Origin of the sequence: Arthrobacter sp. Alg241-R88, from assembly GCF_900537115.1 — a bacterium.
Lineage (GTDB): Bacteria > Actinomycetota > Actinomycetes > Actinomycetales > Micrococcaceae > Arthrobacter.
In genome coordinates this window covers 408,723-423,575 of the sequence record NZ_UNRG01000003.1, presented here as the reverse complement: position 1 = coordinate 423,575, position 14,853 = coordinate 408,723, and the positions used below count along the sequence as shown (strand labels likewise).

General features: G+C 65.8%; 15 protein-coding genes. 3 read left to right on the top strand and 12 right to left on the bottom strand.

Going from position 1 to position 14,853, the window contains the following annotated elements:
* Window positions 1-245 precede the first annotated feature (245 nt).
* Window positions 246-632, top strand: coding sequence for a DUF1844 domain-containing protein (locus G6R19_RS10490; RefSeq protein WP_163164569.1), 387 nt, complete (start codon window positions 246-248; stop codon window positions 630-632).
* Between the two features lie 149 nt (window positions 633-781).
* Here G6R19_RS10490 and G6R19_RS10485 read toward each other — a convergent pair whose 3' ends face one another.
* The 8 genes from G6R19_RS10485 to G6R19_RS10450 form a co-directional block, all read right to left on the bottom strand.
* A complete protein-coding gene (locus tag G6R19_RS10485; RefSeq protein ID WP_163164567.1) occupies window positions 782-2,080 on the bottom strand; it encodes an MFS transporter in 1,299 nt (432 codons plus the stop codon).
* Between the two features lie 54 nt (window positions 2,081-2,134).
* Window positions 2,135-3,016, bottom strand: a complete 882-nt coding sequence (locus tag G6R19_RS10480) for an SseB family protein (protein ID WP_163164565.1) — start codon at window positions 3,014-3,016, stop codon at window positions 2,135-2,137.
* A gap of 29 nt (window positions 3,017-3,045) precedes the next feature.
* Entirely contained in the window at window positions 3,046-3,792 is a 747-nt protein-coding gene (gene priA / locus G6R19_RS10475) for a bifunctional 1-(5-phosphoribosyl)-5-((5-phosphoribosylamino)methylideneamino)imidazole-4-carboxamide isomerase/phosphoribosylanthranilate isomerase PriA (RefSeq protein WP_050055650.1), read from the bottom strand.
* A gap of 67 nt (window positions 3,793-3,859) precedes the next feature.
* Window positions 3,860-4,009: a hypothetical protein gene (locus tag G6R19_RS10470; RefSeq protein WP_163164170.1), complete on the bottom strand. Its 150-nt coding sequence runs from the start codon at window positions 4,007-4,009 to the stop codon at window positions 3,860-3,862.
* A 9-nt stretch (window positions 4,010-4,018) separates the two neighbouring features.
* Window positions 4,019-4,786, bottom strand: coding sequence for an imidazole glycerol phosphate synthase subunit HisH (gene hisH, locus G6R19_RS10465; RefSeq protein WP_163164563.1), 768 nt, complete (start codon window positions 4,784-4,786; stop codon window positions 4,019-4,021).
* Entirely contained in the window at window positions 4,783-5,409 is a 627-nt protein-coding gene (hisB, locus tag G6R19_RS10460; RefSeq protein ID WP_163164561.1) for an imidazoleglycerol-phosphate dehydratase HisB, read from the bottom strand. The genes hisH and hisB overlap by 4 nt, the downstream gene beginning before the upstream one ends.
* A 60-nt stretch (window positions 5,410-5,469) precedes the next feature.
* Window positions 5,470-6,588: a histidinol-phosphate transaminase gene (locus G6R19_RS10455; RefSeq protein ID WP_163164559.1), complete on the bottom strand. Its 1,119-nt coding sequence runs from the start codon at window positions 6,586-6,588 to the stop codon at window positions 5,470-5,472.
* Between the two features lie 170 nt (window positions 6,589-6,758).
* Window positions 6,759-7,115 carry a LysM peptidoglycan-binding domain-containing protein gene (locus tag G6R19_RS10450; RefSeq protein WP_163164689.1) on the bottom strand — a complete coding sequence of 119 codons (357 nt, stop codon included), beginning with the start codon at window positions 7,113-7,115 and terminating at the stop codon, window positions 6,759-6,761.
* 371 nt (window positions 7,116-7,486) lie between these two features.
* Between G6R19_RS10450 and lexA the strand changes: the two genes are divergently transcribed.
* Window positions 7,487-8,221 carry a transcriptional repressor LexA gene (lexA, locus tag G6R19_RS10445; protein ID WP_163164557.1) on the top strand — a complete coding sequence of 245 codons (735 nt, stop codon included), beginning with the start codon at window positions 7,487-7,489 and terminating at the stop codon, window positions 8,219-8,221.
* 4 nt (window positions 8,222-8,225) lie between these two features.
* Here the strand turns inward: lexA and G6R19_RS10440 are convergent, their stop codons facing one another.
* Together G6R19_RS10440 and hflX are read right to left on the bottom strand one after the other, a co-directional pair.
* A complete protein-coding gene (locus G6R19_RS10440) occupies window positions 8,226-10,283 on the bottom strand; it encodes an ATP-dependent DNA helicase (RefSeq protein WP_163164555.1) in 2,058 nt (685 codons plus the stop codon).
* Complete coding sequence (gene hflX / locus G6R19_RS10435) at window positions 10,276-11,856, bottom strand: GTPase HflX (protein ID WP_163164553.1); 1,581 nt, start codon at window positions 11,854-11,856, stop codon at window positions 10,276-10,278. The genes G6R19_RS10440 and hflX overlap by 8 nt, the downstream gene beginning before the upstream one ends.
* Before the next feature lie 429 nt (window positions 11,857-12,285).
* Between hflX and G6R19_RS10430 the strand changes: the two genes are divergently transcribed.
* Window positions 12,286-12,909 carry a methyltransferase gene (locus G6R19_RS10430; protein ID WP_163164551.1) on the top strand — a complete coding sequence of 208 codons (624 nt, stop codon included), beginning with the start codon at window positions 12,286-12,288 and terminating at the stop codon, window positions 12,907-12,909.
* On the opposite strand, the gene dapF is transcribed toward G6R19_RS10430, so the two are convergent.
* The gene (gene dapF / locus G6R19_RS10425; RefSeq protein ID WP_163164549.1) at window positions 12,881-13,825 is read right to left on the bottom strand and encodes a diaminopimelate epimerase; all 945 of its coding nucleotides are present in this window, start codon (window positions 13,823-13,825) and stop codon (window positions 12,881-12,883) included. The two genes, G6R19_RS10430 and dapF, sit on opposite strands and share 29 nt — an antisense overlap.
* A 131-nt stretch (window positions 13,826-13,956) precedes the next feature.
* Window positions 13,957-14,853, bottom strand: a complete 897-nt coding sequence (gene miaA, locus G6R19_RS10420; RefSeq protein ID WP_163164547.1) for a tRNA (adenosine(37)-N6)-dimethylallyltransferase MiaA — start codon at window positions 14,851-14,853, stop codon at window positions 13,957-13,959.

The window sequence follows — 14,853 nt, the reverse complement described above, 5'->3', positions numbered from 1 at the left end:
GGGGACTGCACGGATGGTTCCGGCCTGTGCCGGTTCCGCTGCCAACCAGTACCCGGCAACCTTGCGTTCCATGGATCCTGCGGAACTGCGGCTGACGCGGGTGGGAGAGAACTCCGCTTGCAAACTGCATGCCATCTTACAGAAAAAATTCCCGTCAACGCAGTGAAGCGCCGGTGGGAACCTTGATCGTTTGGAACAATCTCTGAAATAACGACATCCAGTCGGTCTGTGTCAAGCTTACCAGTATGAGCACCCCAGACAGTAATTCATACGTTTTCGAGCCTGCGGACGCCGGTACCGACGTCTCCCAGCAGATTCGCGACATTTCGGAAGTGCCGGCCATTGAGGTCATCACCACTGCAGCCGTTCACCTGATGAGTGCAGCTGCGGTCAAGCTTGGCCTTGCTGCCGAAGACAATGCCGAGGAGCTGAAGGACCTGGACGAGGCCCGGAAGCTGATCACGGCCCTGGCCGGTTTGGTTACCGCGGCCGCCCCGGAGATCGGTTCCCAGCACGCAGGCCCCTTGCGCGACGGCCTGCGTTCACTTCAGCTGGCCTTCCGCGAGGAGTCGCTGATCCCCGACGCTCCGGGCAAGGGCCCCGGCGAGAAGTACACCGGCGCGGTCAACTGACGCCGTAACGCACTACTGAGCAGTTCACGACGGCGGGCCTTCCCTCACCAGGGGAGGCCCGCCGTCGTGCGTTCCCCTTCGAGTTTTTGTCCAGCTATGCAGGCCTAGACGCATCTCAAGTCCGCATAGCTGGACAAAAACTCTGTGCCTTAGGCTGTGATTTTGCTTCTGCGGCGCCGCTGGAGCACCAGCCCGATGAGGCACAGCACCACGCCGGCCGCGCCCACCGAAACAAAACCCCCGGATGGCCCCACCTGGTCGATGAAGACGCCCGCCAGGGGTGCCCCGAGCGCAACTCCCGCGGTGAGGGCGGAGCCGTACCAGCCCATCGCCTCGCCGCGCCTCGCTTCGTCCACCAGGTCCGCCACCTTCTCGGAGGCTGACGAGAGTACCGGGGCGCACAGGAGCCCGGGAAGGATGGCAACCAGGGCCAGCGTCCAGGTGTCATGGGCGAATCCCATGGGGATGGTCAGGGCTGCCATGCCGAGGAGCAGGACAATGGGCGGGACGGGCCGGTGCATGGCACCGTAAATGAGCCCGCCCACGACCGAGGCTGCGCACCAGAACAGGAAAACAATGCCGATCTCGGCCTGATGGCCGCCGGTTTCCAGTGCTGCCACAATTCCCACATCCGTGCCGCTGAGGACCATTCCCGCGCCCGCGGCAACGGCGAAAAGGGCGGCCACGGTGGCGGTGAACCAGGTGAAGCTGCCCGCAACCTTCTCCTTCAGCCCGGTGCTGCGGCCATTGTGGGCCGCAGCCGGGGCCAGGTCGGCGGCGGCTTCCTGCAGGTGGGCCGGGGCTGTGGAGACCACGGCGGCCTCGGCCGCACGCTGCTGGTCCGCCTCGCAGCCGTCGCCGGAAGCAGCACTTCGTGTTGGCGGATTGAACCACATCAGGAACAGGCCGGCCAGCGACGTGCAGACGCCGACGATGGTCAGGCCCGCCACGCTGAAGCCGCTGGTGGCCACGATGGCGCCGGCGGCAGGACCGATCATAAAGACCACTTCGGTGGTGATCGCGTCCAGGGCGAAGGCGGTCCGGCGCTGTTCGCCTTCTGCCAGTACGCCGAGGGACTGGCGCACCACGCTGAAGATGGGCAGCGTGAGCAGCCCGCCCACAAACACGAGTGGAAGGAGCCACTGGTAGGAGACGTGCGGCACTATCGACCAGATGACCGTCTCGGACACCACTGAGGGAATCAGTGCCTTGCGCAGGCCTACGGTGTCCACCCGCCGCCCCCGCCAGGGAGCACCAAGGGCGATACCGATGGTCATCACGGCAGCGGCCGCACCCGCAGCCGCGTACCCTTCGCCCAGGGTGAGGACGATGTGCAAGGTCAGCAGCACTCCGGCCGCCGAGTGCGGGATACGGGCGATCATGCCGACCAGAAGCAGCCGCCTGATGGGCTGGACGGCCAGCAACTCCCGGTAGAGAGCGAAATTCACGAAAGAATCCTTCGGTCTGCCGCAGCCGGCCGGGGATCCCCCTCCTGGCAGCAGCTAGTGGACAGCGCGCCGCAGTTTGATTTCCATGGAGTCGACCCGCTCACCAAACAATACATTCCGGGACCACTCAGCCTGCAGTCCGGCAACCAGCTGCTGCACCCCGGCCGCGTCCAGGCCGTCTGCCAGGTACAGCACCACCTGCAGCTCGGGACCGGCGCCGCCGCCGGCAAGGACGGATCCGTCGGCGGTTTGGGCGGCCACTCCCCTGCCCGGGAGAAGTTCCAGGCCGCGCACCGCCGGGAAGCCCGCCGCGGCCCGGCGCATCTCGCCGGCCAGGACGTCATCGGTGTAGGACGGGATCCAGTCGTGCTGCTGGGCCAGGGCCCACATGGCCGGCCTCCGGACCACAAACGTTACTGCCGCGCCCGGATCCAGGACCAGCAATTCAGCGCCCTCGGACACCGCGGAAAGGGCAGCCCTGGCTGCGTAGACGGCGACGGGCCTGGCTTCCGGGTGCCAGGCTGCCAAAGCCTTCGCAGACGTGAAGGCGGGCATGGCGGTCCTGCCATCGGCGGCCTTGAGCGTGACCAGGGCCATGTTGGCCTGTTTGTCGGCCTGAAGGCCATCCTGGCCTTCGGCTTCTTCAGCGAGCTGGGCGACGATCGGAATAAAAACGCGGGCGGTGGCCAGTGAGGCGACCACAGCAGCCTCGTCCCCCCGCCCTGCCCGCAGGGCCGTGACGGCGGTGAGGTAGCCGGCGTCGGCCGTTCCGTCGTCGTCCTCGAAGTTATGGATCCTGGCATCGTCACCGGCGAGGCTGCGCCCTGCCCAGGGCTGCCCGGCAGAGTCGGCGGGGCCACCGGCCCCGGCCAATGCGGCGGCGATGTGGCCGGGAAGGTGGCGCTGCGGCGGGGTGCCGGATTCGTTGCTGGCCATGGCGTCTACTGGTGCTGCGTGCCGGCTGCCTAGCGGCGGCCGGCGACGTCCAAAGCCTCGGGCAGCGTGAAAGCCCCGGCGTACAGGGCCTTGCCCACGATGGCACCTTCGACACCCAGGGGCACCAGGGAACGCAGCACTTTGAGGTCATCCAGGCTCGAGATACCCCCGGACGCCACGACGGGCTTGCCGGTCTTTTCGACCATTTGGCGGAGCAGCTCCACGTTGGGCCCCTGCAGGGTACCGTCCTTGGTTACGTCAGTCACCACGTACCGCGAGCAACCTGCTTCTTCGAGCCGGCCAAGGACATCCCAGAGGTCCCCGCCTTCCTTGGTCCAGCCGCGGCCGGCCAGCGTGGTTCCGCGGACGTCGAGGCCGACGGCGATCTTGTCACCGAAGCGTTCGATGGCCCGGCGGGTCCATTCCGGGTTCTCCAGCGCTGCCGTACCGAGGTTCACGCGGGCAACGCCCAGGTCCAGTGCCGCCTCGAGCGTGGCGTCGTCCCGGAGGCCGCCGGAGAGTTCAACCTTGATGTCCAGCCGGCCAACAACCTCTCGGAGGAGCTCAGCGTTGGAGCCACGGCCAAAGGCCGCGTCCAGGTCCACCAGATGGACCCACTCCGCACCCTGCTGCTGCCAGTTCAGGGCCGCCTCCAGCGGGGTCCCATAGCTGGTTTCGCTGCCCGCCTCACCCTGGACCAGCCGGACGGCCTGGCCGTTGACGACGTCGACGGCGGGAAGCAGTTCAAGTACCGGCAGGTCGGTAGCGGAGTTCATCGTAATCCTCAGTGTTAGGGGGCAGGAGGTGTGGCGGACAGCTTGCCGGCCGTTGGTTGTTCAGCAGCTAGGTGGCGGGCAGCGTCAGCAGGTAAGCGGCCAGCAACGCCATGCCCGCCAGGACGTAGAACGAGACCTGCGTCCAGAGGGGCTTATGCTGCTGCCGGAAGGACAGGGCGCCGCCGATCAGCAGGCCGGCGAGGCCCATCAGGATCACGGACCACATTCAGGCGTCGCCGCTGGAAGACGTTTCAACGGTTTCACCCGGGTTGCCTGCCACAGAAGGTTTGCGGAGGGCTTCCACCCAGTTGCGCAGGAGCCGGGCGCCGGCGTCGCCGGACTTTTCCGGGTGGAACTGCGTGGCGCACAGCGGGCCGTTTTCGACTGCGGCGATAAAAGGGGCACCGTGCTCGGACCAGGTAACGAGGGGCGCGGCCATGCGCGGCTGGACAACGTCGAAGTTCCACTCCTGCACGCCGTAGGAGTGCACAAAGTAGAACCGCTCGCTTTCGACGCCGGCAAAGAGCTTTGACCCTTCGGGCACCTTCACTGTGTTCCAGCCCATGTGCGGAACGACTTCCGCCGGCAGGAGTTCCACCTTGCCGGGCCATTCACCAATGCCTTCAGCTTCCGTACCGTGTTCCACACCGGCCTCGAACAGCACCTGAAGGCCCACGCAAATACCCAGGACGGGGCGGCCGCCGGCGACACGCCGGCCGATGAGGCGGATGCCGTCCACGGCCTTGAGCTCGCGCATAACGGTTTCAAAGGCGCCTACGCCGGGAACCACCAGGCCGTCGGCGTTCAGGACGTCCTCTGGCTTGGAGCTGAGGATCACCTCCGCGCCGGCGCGTTCGAGGGCGCGGACTGCCGAGCGGACGTTGCCGGAGCCATAGTCCAGCACGGTTACCGTGGGTTTACCCTCGGGCGAAGGCAGCTTCTGCGCAGCTGAGGGATCGATGATGGCGCCGTCCCGCAGCACCTGGCCGCTCACAGGGCGCCCTTGGTGGAGGGGATGCCTTCAACGCGCGGATCGGGTTCAACAGCGGCGCGAAGGGCACGGGCGAAGGCTTTGAACTGGGCCTCAACGATGTGGTGCGGGTCGCGCCCGGCGATGACGTTCATGTGGAGGCAGATCCCTGCGTGGAGGGTGATGGCTTCAAAGACGTGGCGGGTGAGCGAGCCGGTGAAGTGTCCCCCGATCAGGTGGTATTCCTGGCCTGCGGGCTCACCCCCGTGGACGAGGTAGGGACGGCCGGACACGTCCACGACGGCGTGGGCCAGTGCCTCGTCCAGAGGAACGGTGGCCTCACCGAAGCGGCGGATCCCGGCCTTGTTTCCCAGGGCGGTGCGCAGCACCTCGCCGAAGGTGATGGCAACGTCTTCCACCGTGTGGTGGACATCGATGTGGATATCTCCGGTGGCCTTTACTGTCAGGTCGATCAGCGAGTGCTTGCAGAGCGCTGTCAGCATGTGGTCGTAAAAGGGCACCGAGGTGTCGATGTCCGAGATGCCGGTACCGTCAAGGTTGATCTCCACGAGCACGGAGGATTCACTCGTGGCACGCTCCATGCGCGCGGTCCGGGCCACGGCCGCATTGGATCCGGTGGAACTCATGGTCAAGTGTCCTTTGGGAAGAAGGAGTGGTTCAGGGCGTCCAGCGCCGGTACTTCAAGTCTAGGCCGGAAGCGTGCGCTGGCCGGCAAGGATGCTTTCCAGGGAGGTGAGGAACGCTGTGGTTTCCGTCTCAGTGCCTGCGGTCACCCGAAGATGGCCTGGAATCCCGACGTCGCGGATCAGGACACCGGCGTCGAGCAGCTCCTGCCATACCCCGTGGGGATTCTCCAGGCCGCCAAAGAATACAAAGTTGGAATCGGAAGCGGCGGGTTTGAGGCCCATGCGGATCAGTTCAGCCACGATCCGGTCGCGCTGCTTCTTGATGTCTTCAACATCGGCCAGCAGCGCCTCACGGTGCTGCAGTGCTGCGAGGGCAGTCGCCTGGGTGACGGCTGAGAGGTGGTACGGCAGGCGCACCAGGCGCAGTGCATCCGTGACCTCCGGGGCGGCCGCCATGTAACCGAGCCGCGCTCCGGCCAGCGCAAAGGCCTTGCTCATGGTCCGTGAGACGATCAGCCGCTCCCTTCCCGGCAGGAGGGTCAGGGCGCTGGGCGTTCCGTCGTGTGCGAACTCGTGGTACGCCTCATCAACGATGACGATTGTCTGGCTTGCTTCGCCGGCCTCATACACTGCCTCCACCACGTCGAGCCCCAGGCCGGTTCCGGTGGGGTTGTTCGGCGAGCAGAGGAACACAATGTTGGGCTGCAGCTCCTTCACTTGGAGCGCCGCGGACTCTGCGCTGAGGCCGTAGCCGGCAGCCCGTTCGCCCACGACGTATTCGGTGTCCGTGCCGCTGGCCAGCAGCGGGTACATGGAGTACGTGGGCGGGAAGCCCAGCGCGGTGCGGCCGGGGCCGCCGAATGCCTGGAGAATCTGCTGGAGGACTTCGTTGGAGCCGTTGGCCGCCCAGACATTGGACTCATCCAGCCCGTGGCCCAGGTATTCCGCCAGGGCCTTCCGCAGCTCACTGAACTCCCTGTCGGGGTAGCGGTTGAGTCCGGTGGCAGCCTCTGTCACTGCTGCGCTGATGGCGGCACGAACGTCCTGCGGCACACCGTGGGTGTTCTCGTTGACGTTGAGGAGGATGGGGACATCCAGCTGGGGCGCGCCGTAAGGGGTAAGCCCACGGAGGTTGCTGCGGAGGGGTAGCCGGTTGAGGCGCTCTAGCTGGTCATTCACCTGAACAGTTTAGTGCCAGCGCCGGGCACCGGAAAATGTGACGGGCTCCTGTTCGCGCTCAGCGTGCCGCTGCCGCGACGCCTGTGCAGAGCTTTCCCGCTGCCATTCCTGCCCGCCTTCCGGGCAACGGCTCCAGTCCCAGGGCCGCGTTTCCGGCGGGCTTCGTGCGGCTACCGGGTGGGGACGTAGAGCTGCTGGCCCGGGAGGACCGCGCCCGCAGTTAGATTGTTGAGCTGCACGATGTCCGCCACAACGTCCCGCGCGTCCCGCTCGGGTGCGACGCTTCCTGCAATGGCCCACAGGGACTCCCCCGGCTGCACAGTGACGGTGACGGTTGCTGTCACAGCCAGGTCCTCAGGTGAGTCCGATGCCTTGGCGGGCGAGTTGAAGAAGCCCGCCAGTGAGAGCAGCAAGGCGGCCAGCAGCACCAGGGGGATGCCGATCAGGACGATCTTTCCGCGCCGGGTCAGGCGCAGGGGCGGAGGCGGTGCAGGACAGGCAGCCTGTGCCTTGCCCCGCCCCGACATGAGGTGATGCACCGAGATTGAATCCTGTGAAGCAGATGTAGCTGACATGAATTAGCCCTCCTGGACCTTTACTGTGCTGCCCGATGTTCCGCTCCGGACCCGCGCTATCCGCGACCCGTTGGTCCGGGTCTTCGAATGGCTACGCTCGGAATAGAACACATATTCGAACTTTGCTTCTCCTGTTTTAGCACCTATCAACGAACAATGTCGAGACTCGCTAGAACAAATGTTTGAAAAAGCAATGTGGCTGGCCTAGCTTTGAAGACAGGAACTACCACCTCGACAGTTGATCAGCAGGGTCTGACAATGACGGCGTGAACTTCAGGTCCGGGCCAACGAGAGTCCGGGGCAACCGAAAGGCATTGGCGAATATGGCAGCAGCAGCCGCCGGGGGCAGGGCAACCTCCCAACCGAAGAAGACCGCCAAAGGCCTGACGCCGCGGCAGAAGAAAATCCTCGAGACCATCCAGCGCTCAGTGAATGACAACGGTTACCCACCGTCAATGCGCGAAATCGGGGACACGGTAGGCCTCGCGAGCCTCTCCAGCGTCACGCACCAGCTTTCCCAGCTGGAGAAGCTGGGCTACCTCCGGCGTGACCCAAAGCGGCCGCGCGCCATGGAGGTGCTGATGCCCCTCACCCTGGACGGTGGTTCGCCCAAGCAGGCAGCCGAGCCTGCTTCGCTCCTGCCTGCCGGCACCGGCAACGTCACCGCGCTTCCCACCGCCATGGACACTGCCATGGTTCCCCTCGTAGGCCGGATCGCTGCCGGTGGTCCGATCCTGGCTGACCAGGTGGTGGAGGACGTCCTGGCGCTCCCCCGCCAGCTTGTGGGCCAGGGGGAACTCTTTATGCTCAAGGTTGCCGGCGATTCCATGGTGGATGCTGCCATCTGCGACGGTGACTGGGTGGTAGTGCGCCGCCAGGCGGATGCCGCCAACGGAGACATCGTCGCGGCGCTGCTGGACGACGAAGCCACGGTGAAAACCTTCCGCCAGCGCGACGGCCACACCTGGTTGCTGCCGCAGAACACGCAGTACGAGCCCATCCTGGGCGACCATGCCACCATCATGGGCAAGGTCGTTTCGGTGCTGCGCTCGCTCTAGCCTTTCAGGCGTTCTCGCTGGCCAGCCGTTCCAGCGCCGCGATGGCTGTCTTCCTGTCCGTTGTGGGCCAGAAGGGCGGCAGGGCGCCCCGTAGGAATCCTGCGTACCGTTCGGTGGCCAGCCTGGAGTCCAGCACTGCCACCACGCCTTTGTCCCCCGTTGACCGGATGAGCCGTCCCGCGCCTTGAGCGAGCCGGATGGCTGCGTGGGTGGCCGAAACGGACATAAAGCCGTTGCCTCCGGCCTGCGCCACCGCCCGGGACCGCGCCGTCATCAGGGGATCGTCGGGCCGGGGAAAGGGAATCCGGTCGATGACCACGAGGCGGCATGACCCGCCGGGAACGTCCACGCCCTGCCACAAGGACATGGTGCCGAACAGGCAGGTATCGGGTTCGTCGGCAAACTGCTTCACCAGTGCCGTCATGGTGGAGTCGCCCTGGCACAGGATGGTCATGTCCAGCTTTGGCCGCAGCGCGTCGGCGGCTTCTTCTGCCGCGCGCCGCGACGAAAACAGGCAGAGCGCACCACCATTGGAAGCCCGGATCAGGGCCTCCAGTTCGGCCAGTGCTTCAGGAGACGCCCCCCGGCCGGGCTTGGGCAGGTGCCCGGCCACGTACAGGATCCCCTGTTTCGGGTAGTCAAAGGGTGAGCCAACGTCAACGCCGGTCCAGCTCGGCGCACCCTCGCCCACCAGCCCCAGGCCGCCTGCTGCGGGCTCGAAGGCGGATCCAATGGCCAGGGTGGCGGAGGTCAGGACAACTGTGTGGTCCGCGAACAATCCCTCCCGCAGCCGTCCGGCGACGGAAAGCGGGGCAATATTGATCAGCGCGGGTGCAGTCTCGTCCGGTTGGGAATATCCCTGCTGTGGGTCGAAGGAGCTGGCGCGGGAAAACCACACCACTTCCCGGTTCTCCCTGGCGGCAAGGAGCCGTTCGCAGAGTTCCAGGATGAGCATCAGCCGGGACCGCGCGAGCTGCCGCCCGCCGTCGGCCGTTGTGCTGCTGTCCCCCTTGGAATCGGACAGGGCAGCACGGCAGGCCTCGCGCAGCTGGTCCACGCAGTCCAGCTGCTCATCGTTCAGTCCGTTGGGGAGCAACCCGTTGGGAACTCCCGCCAGGGCAACCTCAAGGTTGGCGGCAGCGGCGTTGAGGGCATCCACCGTGATGGCGGTGTGCTTTCGGGCGCCGGCGGCAGCTGCGTGGACCATAGCCACGGACAGCTGCCCCGAGACCGCGCCCGTGACCCTGTCCTGGAGTTCGTGGGCCTCATCAACCACAACGACGTCGTATTCGGGCAGCACTGCGAGCCCTTCAAAAGCGCTGACGGCGAGCATGGCATGGTTGGTGACCACAACGTCGGCGTCGGCGGCGTCCTGCCGTGCGAGCTCACTGAAGCACTCCGCGGCCATGGGGCACTTCTGGGCCCCCAGGCATTCCATTGACGTGACGGAGACCTGCCGCCAAGCACGGTCGGTGACGCCGGGCAGGAGCTCGTCGCGGTCACCGGTGGTGGTTTTCTCCGCCCACTCCCGCAGGCGCACCACTTCCTTGCCCAGCTGTGAAGCAGGACCGCCCACAGCCGCAGCAAAGTGCGGGACGCTGGTGTCCTCCCCCAGGGAAAACAACTGGCCCTCCGCCGGCTCCTCGGAGGGAAACCCGCCTTCAAGCTTGTGCCGGCAGACGTAATTTGACCGGCCTTTGACCAGGGCCACCTTTACCGGCCGTGCCAGGGCCGGGGTGATGGTTTTCAGGAGCCGCGGAATGTCCCTGCCCACAATCTGTGTCTGCAGGGCAAGCGTTGCAGTGGACACCAGGGCAGGCTTGTCGCTCTCCAAGGCGTGGGCAATCAGCGGTATCAGGTACGCCAGCGACTTGCCCGTACCTGTTCCCGCCTGAACCAGCAGGTGGTCGCCGGTTTCAATCGCCCGGGCCACCTGCCGGGCCATTTCGTGTTGTCCACTGCGGCTCTGCCCGCCCATGCCGGCAACGGCGCGGTCGAGCAGCTCGATCACGAACTGCTCGCCGGCCGTGCCTGTGGCTTCGTCAGCCACCAGGTCAGTCATTGCTGACGAATGATTCCAGTTCAGCCGCGAGGCCTTCCCGGACTTTAACAACTGCCCGGGTACCGGTTTCATCGTGGTCAACGCTGATGATCTCGGCGTCGGACTCATGCAGCTTGCTGACCAGGTCCCCGCGGTCGTACGGAATGAGCAGGTCAAGCTTGACCGACGGCCGCGGAATGGCCTCGCTGATCGCTTTCAGCAGCTCGGGAATGCCCTCCCCCGTGCGGGCCGACACCACAACGTGGCGCGGTTCGCGCTGCTTCAGCCGTTCCACCACAAAGGGATCGGCGGCGTCGGCCTTGTTGAGGACAATAATCTCCGGAACCTTGCGGGCGTCCACCTCGCTGAAGACCTTTCGGACTGCAGCGATCTGGCCTTCCGGGTCCGGGTGCGATACGTCCACAACGTGAAGGATCAGGTCCGAGTCAGCAACCTCCTCGAGGGTGGAGCGGAAAGCCTCCACCAGCTGGGTGGGCAGCGAACGGACAAAACCGACAGTATCGGCCAGCGTGTAACCGAGGCCGTCAGCGGTTTCGGCCTTGCGGACCGTGGGGTCCAGGGTGGCGAACAGCGCGTTCTCCACGAGGACTCCGGCGTCGGTCAGGCGGTTCAACAGCGAGGACTTCCCGGCGTTGGTGTACCCCGCGATTGCAACGGAGGGCACCTCATTACGACGACGATTGGCGCGTTTCGTCTCCCGGGCAGGCTTCATCGCGGCGATCTCGCGCCGCAGCTTGGCCATGCGGGTACGGATCCTTCGGCGGTCCAGTTCGATCTTCGTCTCACCGGGACCACGCGAACCCATGCCGGCCGCTGCGCCACCCACCTGGCCACCGGCCTGGCGGGACATCGATTCGCCCCAGCCGCGGAGGCGCGGCAGGAGGTACTCGAGCTGGGCGAGCTCCACCTGGGCCTTGCCTTCCCGGCTCTTGGCATGCTGGGCGAAGATGTCCAGGATCAGGCCTGTCCGGTCAATGACCTTGACCTTGACGATGTCTTCAAGGCCACGGCGCTGGGACGGCGCCAGCTCGGCGTCGACCACGACGGTGTCGGCACCGGTGGACATCACGATGTCCTTCAGTTCCAGGGCCTTGCCTGAACCGAGGAAGGTGCCCGGATCCGGCTTGTCACGGCGCTGCACGAGTCCGTCCAGGACCTCCGAACCTGCTGTTTCAGCAAGGGCGGCAAGTTCACGCAGCGAGTTTTCCGCGTCTGCGAGGGTTCCCTCCGACCAGATGCCGGCGAGGACCACGCGTTCCAGGCGAAGCTGGCGGTACTCGACTTCGGTAACGTCTTCCAGTTCCGTGGAAAGGCCTGCCGTGCGGCGCAGGGCGCGGCGTTCCTCGAGGTCCTGCTGGTCGCCGTCGTACGTTGAATGTTCTTCATCCAACCGGGATATGGCCTGGGCCTTGCCCAGCACACCCTTCCCGTCGCCGCGGCTTGCATCGCCTGCCGTGCTGACGCTCTTGGCCGGTACGTCCTTGGAGAGAATCCGGTCGATCACGGCCTGGATTTCCTCAGGGCTCATGTCCTGGGCGGCTGGATCGGATCCGGTGTTGGGCTGGCTGGTCATGGTCTCCTTTGAAGATTCGGCAGTTCCAGAATAGTGCCGATTGCTGCTGGTTGGGGAAGTATTCGCGCTGGGCTGACGGCCTGCGGTCATGCAGTTCTCCTGTTTGGTTCGCCGGGCCGGGAAAGCGGCTGGCGGTGGCGGCCACATCGCGTGGAGGTGGCGGAAAGCGGGAAGGAGCCGGAGAATCGGCGAAAGAGACAGCGGGACGCTGACTTTCGAGTATTGTCCGGCGGCCGGAGGAAGCGCATCTGCGCGGGTCCGGTGCACTGAGCGGAAGGCATGGATACCTGCGTCGCTGTGGGACATGGCTACGGGACGGGCAGGGCCCGTGCCGGCTACTCGAAGATCAGGAACATGGCTTCAACATTAGCAGAGGGGCAAAGGGCGGGGTTTCACTTTACGCTGCAAGGGGAACTACTCTGGCGAGTTATGGAGTCCGCACACTATTTCAGCGCATCCCCCGCCGGCCCGTTCACGCGGAAGCCGCTCACGGTTGAACTCGCAGGTGAAACGCGCAGGCTGCAGACCTCCACGGGCATCTTCAGCCCTGACGGGATCGACAAGGGAACCGCCGTGCTCCTTGCCGAGGTGCCCGCGCCCTCGCCTACCGGAAACCTGCTGGACATCGGGTGCGGCTGGGGTCCGATTGCGCTCACCATGGCGCTGCGCGCCCCGCATTCAAAGGTTTATGCAGTAGACGTCAATGAACGGTGCATCACGCTCACCAACGAGAACGCCGCTGCGCTGGGGCTGTCCAACGTGGTGGCCAGCACGCCTGAGGCCGTGGATCCGGAGGTGCGCTTCGACACCATCTGGTCGAATCCACCCATCCGGATCGGCAAGGACGAACTGCATTCACTCCTGAGGCTGTGGCTGCCGCGCCTGGCCCCGGGCGGAACCGCCTGGCTGGTGGTGCAGAAGAACCTGGGTGCGGACTCGCTTCAGCGCTGGCTGTCGGCGGAACTGGATGAGTCCTTCAGCGTGAGCCGGGAATCAACCTCCAAGTCCTTCCGCATCCTGAAGGTCAGGAAAGCGTCCCTGTTGCCACAATAACGGCCGGGCCGCTGAGCTCCACGTGTTCGTGGCCGCCGGGGCCGGCGAAAAATTTCACTCCCACCACGCCTCCCGGGACATGCACCTGCCAGGTGTCCGGCGCTTCCGCTCCTGCCCAGTGCCTGATGGCGACGGCTGCGGCGCAGGCTCCCGTTCCGCAGGACTGGGTCTCCCCTACTCCGCGTTCGTGCACGCGCATGGTGACGGACCCGACACCGTCGTGCACCAGGGGTTCGGACGGAACCACGAACTCCACGTTGGTGCCGTTGGCCGGCACCGGGTCCACTACGGGTGCGGTGAAGAGGCGGGTCCCTGCAAGTTCGGAGAGCTCGGCGAGGGCAACCACAGTGTGGGGGTTGCCCATGCTGACGGATAACGCGGGACGGGGAACTTCCAGTCCGTCAGCTGTGACCAGTGAATCCATGGCCTTGGCGGTGGCCTCGCCGGGGAAAATGAACTCCCAGGGGCCCATGTCGACGGCGTAATCCTCACCGGTCCGGACGACGGTCTTGGCCCCGGCACGGGTGCCGATGGTGAGCGCACCGCCGTCGGGCAGGTGCACCAGGCCCTCGGTCCGGAGGAAATGGACGAAGACGCGGACGCCGTTGCCGCACATCTCGGACAGCGAGCCGTCGCCGTTGCGGTAATCCATGAACCATTCAGCGCCGGGGGTCGCGGCCAGCAGTTCGCGGCCCTCGGGCAGGAAGCGGGATGGGACCGCGCGGATGAGCCCGTCTCCGCCAATGCCGCGGTGGCGGTCACACAGGGCTGCCACCTGTTCTGCCCCTATGGTCTGCATCCCCTCCGGGTCGGCAACCAGGACAAAATCGTTACCGGTGCCGTGCCCCTTGGAGAAGCGGAGCCCGCCCAACGTGCGGAAGGCGTGCTCTGTTGTCTCGGCAAGGGTTGCGTTCATGGTGTCAAGGTTACCGGTCGGGTGGAGCGTGCCTGAAACCTGAAGTTTTTGTCCGGATACAGCGGCCTCCGGCCGCCGGAACACCCTCTGCTTGACCAAAAACTCCTGGGTCCGCTGTAGAGGTGTCCGCTTCAGCTGCAGAGGGCGGCCGCGTGGGCCACCAGCTGCGGATCCTGCCAGTCCAGCCACTGGATCCGGGGATCGGCACGGAACCACGTGAGCTGCCGACGGGCGAACTGCCGGGTTGCCACGATGGTCTCCTCGGCCGCCTCGGGAACTGTTGTTGCACCGTCGAGTACCCGCAGGAACTGCGCGTAGCCCAGGGCACGGGGGGCTGTTTTGCCCTGCCGCAGCCCCTGCGTTTCCAGCCGTTCCACCTCGGCGAGCAGGCCACCGTCCACCATCCGGTGCACCCTGCGGGCCAGGCGGTCGCGGAGCTCGTCCCGGTCAACGGTGAGGCCGATCTGTACTGCGGGCTGGTAATACTCGCGGTGCGGCATAAAGGAGCTGAACGGCCGTCCGGTGAGCTGATAGACCTCCAGTGCCCGGATGATCCGCCGATCGTCGGAGAGCCTGCCGGCCGATACCGGGTCAACGGCCTGGAGCCGGGCCAGCAGTGCACCAGTGCCGTGCGCCGCCAGCTCTTCCTCAAGCCGCCGGCGCAGCCGCGGGTCCGTCCCGGGGAATTCAAGGACGTCAAGGGCGGCCCGCACATACAGTCCTGAGCCGCCGGCGAGGATGGCCCGTTTCCCGCGTGCGTGGATGTCCGTGATGATGGCGCGCGCCTGCTGCTGGAACTGGGAAACGCTGGCTTCCTCAGTGACGTCCAGGATGTCCAAGAGGTGGTGCGGCACGCCCCTGCGTTCAGCCATCGTGATTTTTGCGGTACCGATGTCCATGCCCCGGTAGAACTGCATGGCGTCGGCGTTGATGACTTCGCCGTCCAGCTCAAGGGCGAGGCTTACGGCCAAGTCGGATTTGCCGGAACCGGTGGGACCGACGACGGCGATAACCGGCGGGGAGCCCAC